This is a genomic window from Pseudarthrobacter linnaei, assembly GCF_055412825.1.
Genome location: NZ_JBVAYX010000002.1, coordinates 367,799 through 374,767, shown reverse-complemented (window position 1 = coordinate 374,767; position 6,969 = coordinate 367,799). Strand labels below are relative to the sequence as shown.

At 67.5% G+C, this 6,969-nt stretch carries 8 protein-coding genes; 6 read left to right on the top strand and 2 right to left on the bottom strand.

What is annotated here, in order from left to right; translation table 11 throughout:
- Window positions 1-132: 132 nt before the first annotated feature.
- Window positions 133-1,461, bottom strand: a complete 1,329-nt coding sequence (locus ACZYZ3_RS03765) for an alpha-hydroxy acid oxidase (protein WP_463962494.1) — start codon at window positions 1,459-1,461, stop codon at window positions 133-135.
- Window positions 1,462-1,600: 139 nt separating this feature from the next.
- Between ACZYZ3_RS03765 and ACZYZ3_RS03760 the strand changes: the two genes are divergently transcribed.
- From ACZYZ3_RS03760 to ACZYZ3_RS03745, 4 genes are all read left to right on the top strand, one after another.
- Complete coding sequence (locus ACZYZ3_RS03760) at window positions 1,601-2,290, top strand: FadR/GntR family transcriptional regulator (RefSeq protein ID WP_463962493.1); 690 nt, start codon at window positions 1,601-1,603, stop codon at window positions 2,288-2,290.
- 407 nt (window positions 2,291-2,697) lie between these two features.
- On the top strand, window positions 2,698-3,810 hold the full coding sequence (locus tag ACZYZ3_RS03755; protein ID WP_463962492.1) for a 3-deoxy-7-phosphoheptulonate synthase: 1,113 nt from the start codon (window positions 2,698-2,700) through the stop codon (window positions 3,808-3,810).
- 304 nt (window positions 3,811-4,114) lie between these two features.
- Window positions 4,115-4,327: a helix-turn-helix domain-containing protein gene (locus ACZYZ3_RS03750; protein ID WP_463962491.1), complete on the top strand. Its 213-nt coding sequence runs from the start codon at window positions 4,115-4,117 to the stop codon at window positions 4,325-4,327.
- A 199-nt stretch (window positions 4,328-4,526) separates the two neighbouring features.
- Complete coding sequence (locus tag ACZYZ3_RS03745; RefSeq protein ID WP_003792170.1) at window positions 4,527-4,625, top strand: 30S ribosomal protein bS22; 99 nt, start codon at window positions 4,527-4,529, stop codon at window positions 4,623-4,625.
- Window positions 4,626-4,967: 342 nt separating this feature from the next.
- On the opposite strand, the gene ACZYZ3_RS03740 is transcribed toward ACZYZ3_RS03745, so the two are convergent.
- Entirely contained in the window at window positions 4,968-5,801 is an 834-nt protein-coding gene (locus tag ACZYZ3_RS03740) for an HAD family hydrolase (protein WP_463962490.1), read from the bottom strand.
- Window positions 5,802-5,913: 112 nt separating this feature from the next.
- Between ACZYZ3_RS03740 and ACZYZ3_RS03735 the strand changes: the two genes are divergently transcribed.
- Both ACZYZ3_RS03735 and ACZYZ3_RS03730 read left to right on the top strand, forming a co-directional pair.
- Entirely contained in the window at window positions 5,914-6,174 is a 261-nt protein-coding gene (locus tag ACZYZ3_RS03735) for a glutaredoxin family protein (RefSeq protein ID WP_463962489.1), read from the top strand.
- Between the two features lie 91 nt (window positions 6,175-6,265).
- Window positions 6,266-6,961 (top strand): redox-sensing transcriptional repressor Rex, encoded by a 696-nt coding sequence (locus ACZYZ3_RS03730; protein ID WP_463962488.1) that lies wholly within the window; start codon window positions 6,266-6,268, stop codon window positions 6,959-6,961.
- Window positions 6,962-6,969 lie beyond the last annotated feature (8 nt).

The following is a 6,969-nucleotide window of genomic DNA, read 5'->3' as shown; positions in this document are numbered from 1 at the left end:
AACGAACTCGGTACGGGCATTCGGAGGAAATAACTTGACCATAAAACGCTCCATCAATCAGAGCGTTGCTACGACCATATGACTTTGCCGGACGAACACCGCCGCGAACTGCCCACTCGCGGAAGTGCAGCCTTACTTGGAGAGCAGACGCACGTGGTCCGGAGATAGCTCCGAGATCCGGCTGACACCCAGCAGGGCCATGGTGCGGAGCATGTCCATTTCAAGGATCTCGATGGCACGGTCAACGCCGGCCCGCCCGCCGGCCATCAGGCCGTAGAGGTAGGCGCGGCCGATCATCGTGAAGTCGGCGCCCAGGGCCAGCGCGGCGATGATGTCCGCGCCGCTCATGATGCCGGTATCCAGGATGATCGCCGCGTCGCTGTTGTCCGCCTTGAGCGCCGCCTTGACGTCCGGAAGCAGGTGGAACGGGATCGGGGCCCGGTCCAGCTGGCGTCCGCCATGGTTGGAGAGCACCACGCCGTCGGCCCCGTGGTCCACGACCCGGCGGGCGTCCTCCACGGTCTGGATGCCCTTGACCACAAGCTTGCCCTTCCAGGTTTCGCGCAGCCAGTCGAGGTCATCGAATGTCAGGGTGGGGTCGAACATCGAGTTGATCAGGTCCGCGACGGTTCCGGTGTATCGGGACAGCGACGCGAAAGTCAGCGGCTCGTGGGTGAGGAAGTTGAACCACCACGCCGGCCGGTAGGAGGCGTCCAGCACGGTCTTGATCGTCAGCGCCGGCGGGATGGTCATGCCGTTGCGGACATCGCGCAGCCGGGCCCCGGCGACCGCCGTGTCCACCGTGACCATCAGGGTGTCGTTGCCAGCCCTGGCGGCGCGCTCGATCAGCTCCAGCGAACGGTCGCGGTCGGTCCACAGGTAGAGCTGGAACCAGTTCCGGCCGTCCGGCGCGGCGGCGGCCACGTCCTCGATGGAGGCCGTGCCCATGGTGGAGAGCGTATACGGGATGCCGGCGGCTGCGGCGGCCTGGGAACCGGCGTACTCGCCCTCGGACTGCATCATCCGGGTGAAGCCTGTGGGCGCAATGCCGACCGGCAGCCGGGACGTCTTGCCGAGGATGTCGGTGGTCAGGTCTATTTTGGAGACATTACGGAGGACGCCGGGCCGGAACTCGATGTCCAGGAACGCCTCGCGGGCACGGCGCAGGGTGATCTCCGCTTCGGCCGCGCCGTCGGTGTAGTCGAACGGGGCCTGCGGGGTGCGGCGCTTGGCCTGGTCTCGGAGGTCCCAGATGGTGCTGGCACGCCGGAGCCGGGCGGCGCGGCTGAACTCGGGCTTCTTGAAGTGCATCAGGGGGGCGAGGTCCGAGTACTTGGGGACGCGGCGCTTGAGGGCCGCCGGAATGCCCCCCGGGGTGGCTGCGGCGGAGCGGGTGCCCGCGCCGGTGTCTTCGGGTTGGGTGGGCGCCTCGGGGTTGCCGGGCTCGATGGTCTGCGTCATAGCTGCCTCCGGGCAGGTCTCATGTTCCTGAATGTCGGGATCCCTGCAGGACTAAAGACTAAAATCCCAGTCACCGGGGGAGTGTGGTCCAACCACAGTCTAGGCGTGTGGTCCAACCACATCAAGTAGAATGGGCCCCATGCGCACCCACCAGCTTGTCCTGCAGTGGATCGAGGGCCAGCTCTCCAGCGGTCAGCTGGCCCTGGGTGGACGGCTTCCGGCCGAGCGTTCCCTCGCCGAGCAGCTTCAGGTCTCCCGCACCTCGGTCCGCGAGGCCATCCGCGTGCTGGAGGCCATGGGTGTCCTCAGGGCCGGGGTGGGGTCGGGCCCGGAGTCGGGGACCGTCGTGATCGCCGACCCGACGGCCGCGCTGGGCTCGGCGCTCCGGCTGCACGTCGCCACCTCGCACCTGCCCGTCAAGGACATTGTGGAGACGCGCGTGCTGCTCGAATCCTGGGCCGCATCCCGGGCGCGCCCGGAGTCGCCCGCGCTGGCCGAGGCGGCCCGGCTGCTGGAGCAAATGGACAGCTGCGCCGAGACGGAGGCGTTCCTGGCCCTGGATGTCCGCTTCCACCTGGCCCTCGCGGATGCCGCGGGCAACGCCGTCGTCAGCGCCATGATGGGCTCCCTCCGCGAAGCCATCCAGGACTATGCCGGACGGCTGACAGGAAACCTCCCGGACTGGGGAGCCACGGCGGCGCGGCTCCGGGCCGAACACCGGGCTATCCTGGCGGCCATCTCCAGCCACGACGGCGGCCGCGCGGCGCAGCTGGTGGCGGACCATATTGGGGGCTACTACGCGGAGGCCGGACTGGGGCCCAGGACCTGACCAGCATGCTGCTCCGCCGGCTGGTCTCCCGTCTGGTCCGCGCCTGTTCGCCGGCTGGTCTCCCGTCTGGTCCGCGCCTGTTCGCCGGCTGGTCTCCCGCCTGTTCCGCCGGCTGGTCTCCCGCCTGTTCCGCCGGCTGGTCTCCCGCCTGACCCGCCGGCTGGTCTCCCGGCCAGGGACGGAATGTTACGACCCGGGTTTTGCCGGAAAGACAATCGCCGGGCTATCGTCACAACATGACTAACCGTTGGTATGCGTATTTTTCGTTGGCTCTGGAGGGGCCCGCGTCTAGCTGACACGCATCCAACCTTCCTTCAGAGCCAACAGGGCAGAGATCATTCTCTGCCCTTCGCCATTCCCGGCGGGTTCTGATCTGGGCCCGCTCCGCACCCCGGAACAGGACCCCCATGCGCACCGAAGCAGCCACCGAATCCCAGCAGTCCACGTCCAACCTGCGCGTCAGCGAGTTCACCCCGCTGCCCACCCCGCAGCAGACCGTCGCGGACCTGCCGCTGGACACCCGCCTGGCCGAGACCGTTGCCCGGGGCCGGGACGAGGTCCGCGCGATCATGGACGGCGTCGATGACCGCCTACTCGTCATTGTGGGCCCCTGCTCCATCCACGATCCCAAGGCCGGCCTCGAATACGCCCGGCGGCTGGTGAGCCAGGCCGAGAAGCACCAGGAAGAACTGCTGATTGTGATGCGGGCCTACTTCGAGAAGCCCCGCACGACGGTGGGCTGGAAGGGCCTGATCAACGACCCTCGGCTCGACGGCAGCCACGACATCGCCGCCGGGCTCCGCGCCGCGCGCCGATTCCTGCAGCAGGTCACCGCACTCGGGCTGCCGGCCGGCACCGAGTTCCTGGAACCGATCAGCCCGCAGTACTTGGCGGACCTCGTCTCCTGGGGCGCCATCGGTGCACGCACCACCGAAAGCCAAATCCACCGCCAGCTGGCGTCCGGGCTGTCCATGCCGATCGGGTTCAAGAACGGGACCGACGGCGGCCTGCAGGTCGCGCTCGACGCGTGTAGCGCCGCCGGGGCGGCCCAGGCCTTCCTTGGCATTGACGGCGGGGGCAGGGCCGCCCTGGTCTCCACCGCCGGCAACCCCGACACGCACATCATCCTGCGGGGCGGACGCAAGGGACCCAACTACTCGGCCCCGGACGTGGAGGCCACCACCGCCAAGCTGGCCGCCAGAGAGCTCAACCCGCGGCTGATCGTCGACGCAAGCCACGCCAACAGCGGCAAGAACCACCACCGGCAGGCCGAAGTGGCCCTCGAAATCGGCGCGCAGCTGGAGAACGGCGGTGCCTCGGCACGTGCCATCGCCGGCGTCATGCTGGAGAGTTTCCTGGTCGGTGGGGCGCAGAACCTCGACGTCGCCGAGCACGCCGCCGGATCCGACGCCCTGGTCTACGGCCAGAGCGTCACGGACGCCTGCATGGACTGGGAAGTCACGGCCTCGGTCCTCGCGCAGTTGGCGTCCGCCGCACGCGTCCGCCGGACCCGGGGATAGGCGGTACGGCTTCCTGGTGGCCTGGTGGACCAGCCCGGGCGGTTCGGCGGCCGACGGTGGACGGCCGCCCGGTGGCCCCGGTGGTGCGGCGGCCGCCCGGTGGCCCCGGTGGTGCGGCGGCCGGCCCGGTGCCTCGGCGATGCGGCTAAACCCGGTGCGGGGCCGGGGGATTCCCGCGCAACTCTTTCACATTGGCACCATGAGCCCCTAGAGTGTCTAACACATGGTTGTTTGATGGCTCAGCATCGGCACACCGCCATGTCGTTCTGATGGGGCTGCCGTTCGCTTGAGTAAAGGAATAGAAATGTCTTCGGAGGCTAACTTCTCCAATGCGCGCTTCTTGACCGTGGCCGAAGTCGCGGATGTGATGCGCGTGTCCAAAATGACCGTGTACAGGCTGGTTCATTCCGGCGAGATGCCGGCTGTCCGTTTTGGGCGCTCCTACCGGGTGCCGGAAGCCGCCGTCGAGCAGTACCTTAAGGGTGCTGTCGTCGACGGAAACGCGGAAACAGCCTGAGCATCCACCGTCTTCTGCGGCCGGAATAAGATCAGCGGGCCCGGAAGGTGCCCGCGGTCGTGGTGTGCCCCCGATAGGCGGTACCCTGTTAAGGAACGTTTTACGTCATTGTAAGAACCTGTCAGTTGTACAGTCTGCTGCTTAGCCCGCGGACCCTTTCCAACAGGCAGGTACTGCATCTAGCCGGTAAGGAACTTTCGTGGGTTCAGTTATTAAGAAGCGTCGCAAGCGTATGGCCAAGAAGAAGCACCGCAAGCTGCTTCGCAAGACGCGCCACCAGCGTCGCAATAAGAAGTAGAGATACTTCGCATTATGTGAATGCCCGTTGCCTTCCCGGCAGCGGGCATTTTCTTTGGTATTTCCGCGCCTAGTTCGGACAGACGACGCGCTTTCGGACAGGCGACGCGGGTTCGGCCCGACGCTACCCGGATCCGCGTAGCGCTGAACCGGAAGCGTAGCGCGGGGCGGGAAGCTTAGCGATGAGCGGGAAGCGCTGGGGAGAAGTCGGGCGAGGGACGCGCTTTCGGACAGGCGACGCGGGTTGGGCCCGACGCTACCCGGATCCGCGTAGCGCTGAGCGGGAAGCGTAGCGCTGGACCGGAACCATAGCGGATGCGTGGTGTGGAACGTCGCGCGGGAGTCAGACCGTCGGGCCGCGAAAGCGGGAGAACCCCCGCCAGAGGCCGTAGATGGCCCCTCCGACGGTCGCGGCCTTGAGCCCCAAGGTGGCCGCGCGGCGTCCGGCGCGGAAATCGTAGACGGGCCAATTGTTGTCTCGGGCATGGCGGCGGAGCCCGGAATCCGGGTTGATGGCCACGGGGTGCCCCACCATGCTCAGCAGCGGGATGTCGTTGCGCGAATCGCTGTACGCCCAGCACCGGGCCAGGTCCAGGCCCTCGGCCTCGGCCATTGCTTGGACGGCCACCGCTTTGGCGGGGCCGTGCAGGATCTCGCCGACCAGCCGGCCGGTGTAGGAGCCGTCGAGGATTTCGCCGACCGTGCCGAGCGCGCCGGTGAGGCCCAGCCTGGTGGAGATCACCGTGGCCACCTCGATCGGCGTCGCGGTCACGAGCCAGACCCTGCGGCCCACCCGGAGGTGCTGCTCGGCCAGCGCCTTGGCTCCCGGCCAGATCCGGGATTCAATCATTTCGTCATAAACCTCTTGGCCGAGGACTTCAATGTCCTCAACGGTGAAGCCGGCGGCCAGGCCCAGGGCGGTGTCGCGGACGGCATGGACGTCATCCAGCTTCTCGCCACGCACCACGAACATGAACTGCTTCCAGGCAATACCAAGCGCCTGCGGAATGGTAAAGGCCCCGCGCTGGTGCATCTTGCGGGCCACGTGGAACAGGCTGGCCCCCCGCATGAGGGTGTTGTCGACGTCGAAGAACGCGGCTTCTCCGTGCTGCGCTGCTGCAACAGGCTGTGCAGCAACCGGCTCGGTGACCACAGCGGCGTACTTCTTTTCGGGCATGCCACGAGTCTAGTCATCACCGGGGCCGGTTCCCGTCGCACGGCCCGCGGCGCCTGCTGCGGAGATGGTCGGCGCTTCGACGCGGGAGCGGCCGCCGGGCTACCGTGGAGCCATGCAAAGGCCCGACGTCGTCCTCATCACCAAAGCTGACTGCCATCTGTGCTCGGCGGCGCGCGCCGCCGTCGACCGCGTCACCCAGGGCCTCGGCATCGGCTGGCGCGAGCAGTCCATAGATGACGACGCCGAGCTGCGCGAACGTTTTGCGGAGGAGATCCCCGTGGTGCTGGTGGACGGCGTCCAGCGGGACTTCTGGAAGATTGACGAGGCCCGGCTGGAGCGCACGCTGCGGCGGGCGCTGGGACAACAGGCCTGAGGCGCGGGCAGGCGCCGGGGACGGCTGCTTTGTTCGCTGAACTGCGGGGGCTCTAGAGTGGAAGTCACAACGCGACTCAATGGAGCAGATAGTGACTTCGCTGGATTCATCCCCTGACGCGATGCCCGGGGGAGCAGGGACTGCCGCCAAGCAGATTCCGCCCGCGGCCGTGGCCCGGCTGACCATTTATCTGCGCGCCCTCACCACCCTGCTTGCCGAAGGCGTTGACCGGGTCTCGTCCGAGTCACTGGCCGAGGCCTCCGGGGTCAGTTCCTCCACCCTCCGCAAAGACCTGTCCTACGTCGGCTCCTACGGGACCCGTGGCGTCGGCTACGAGGTGCAGTACCTCAACCGGCATATTGCTGCGGCGCTGGGCCTGACGCGCGACTGGAAGGTGGCCATCGTCGGTGCCGGCAACCTGGGCAAGGCGCTGGCCCGGTACGGCGGATTCGAATCTCGGGGCTTCGACATTGTGGCGATCTTCGATGCGGACCAGATGGTGGTGGGCAGCGAGGTGGGCTGGTTGCGTGTCAGTGACGCTGCCGACCTCGAGCCGGTGCTGCAGCGGACCGGCGCCAACATGGTGGTGCTGGCCCTGCCGGCCGCCGTGGCGCAGGACGTCTGCGACCGGGTTATTGCCGCCGGGGTGCGGAGCATCCTCAGCTTCGCCCCGGTGATGCTGCAGGTGCCGCCCGGGGTCAACCTGCGCAAGGTGGACATGGCCACCGAACTGCAGATCCTTGCCTATCATGCACAAAGGGCGCAGGACCCGGAGGATGCCGACTAGTCAGTCGG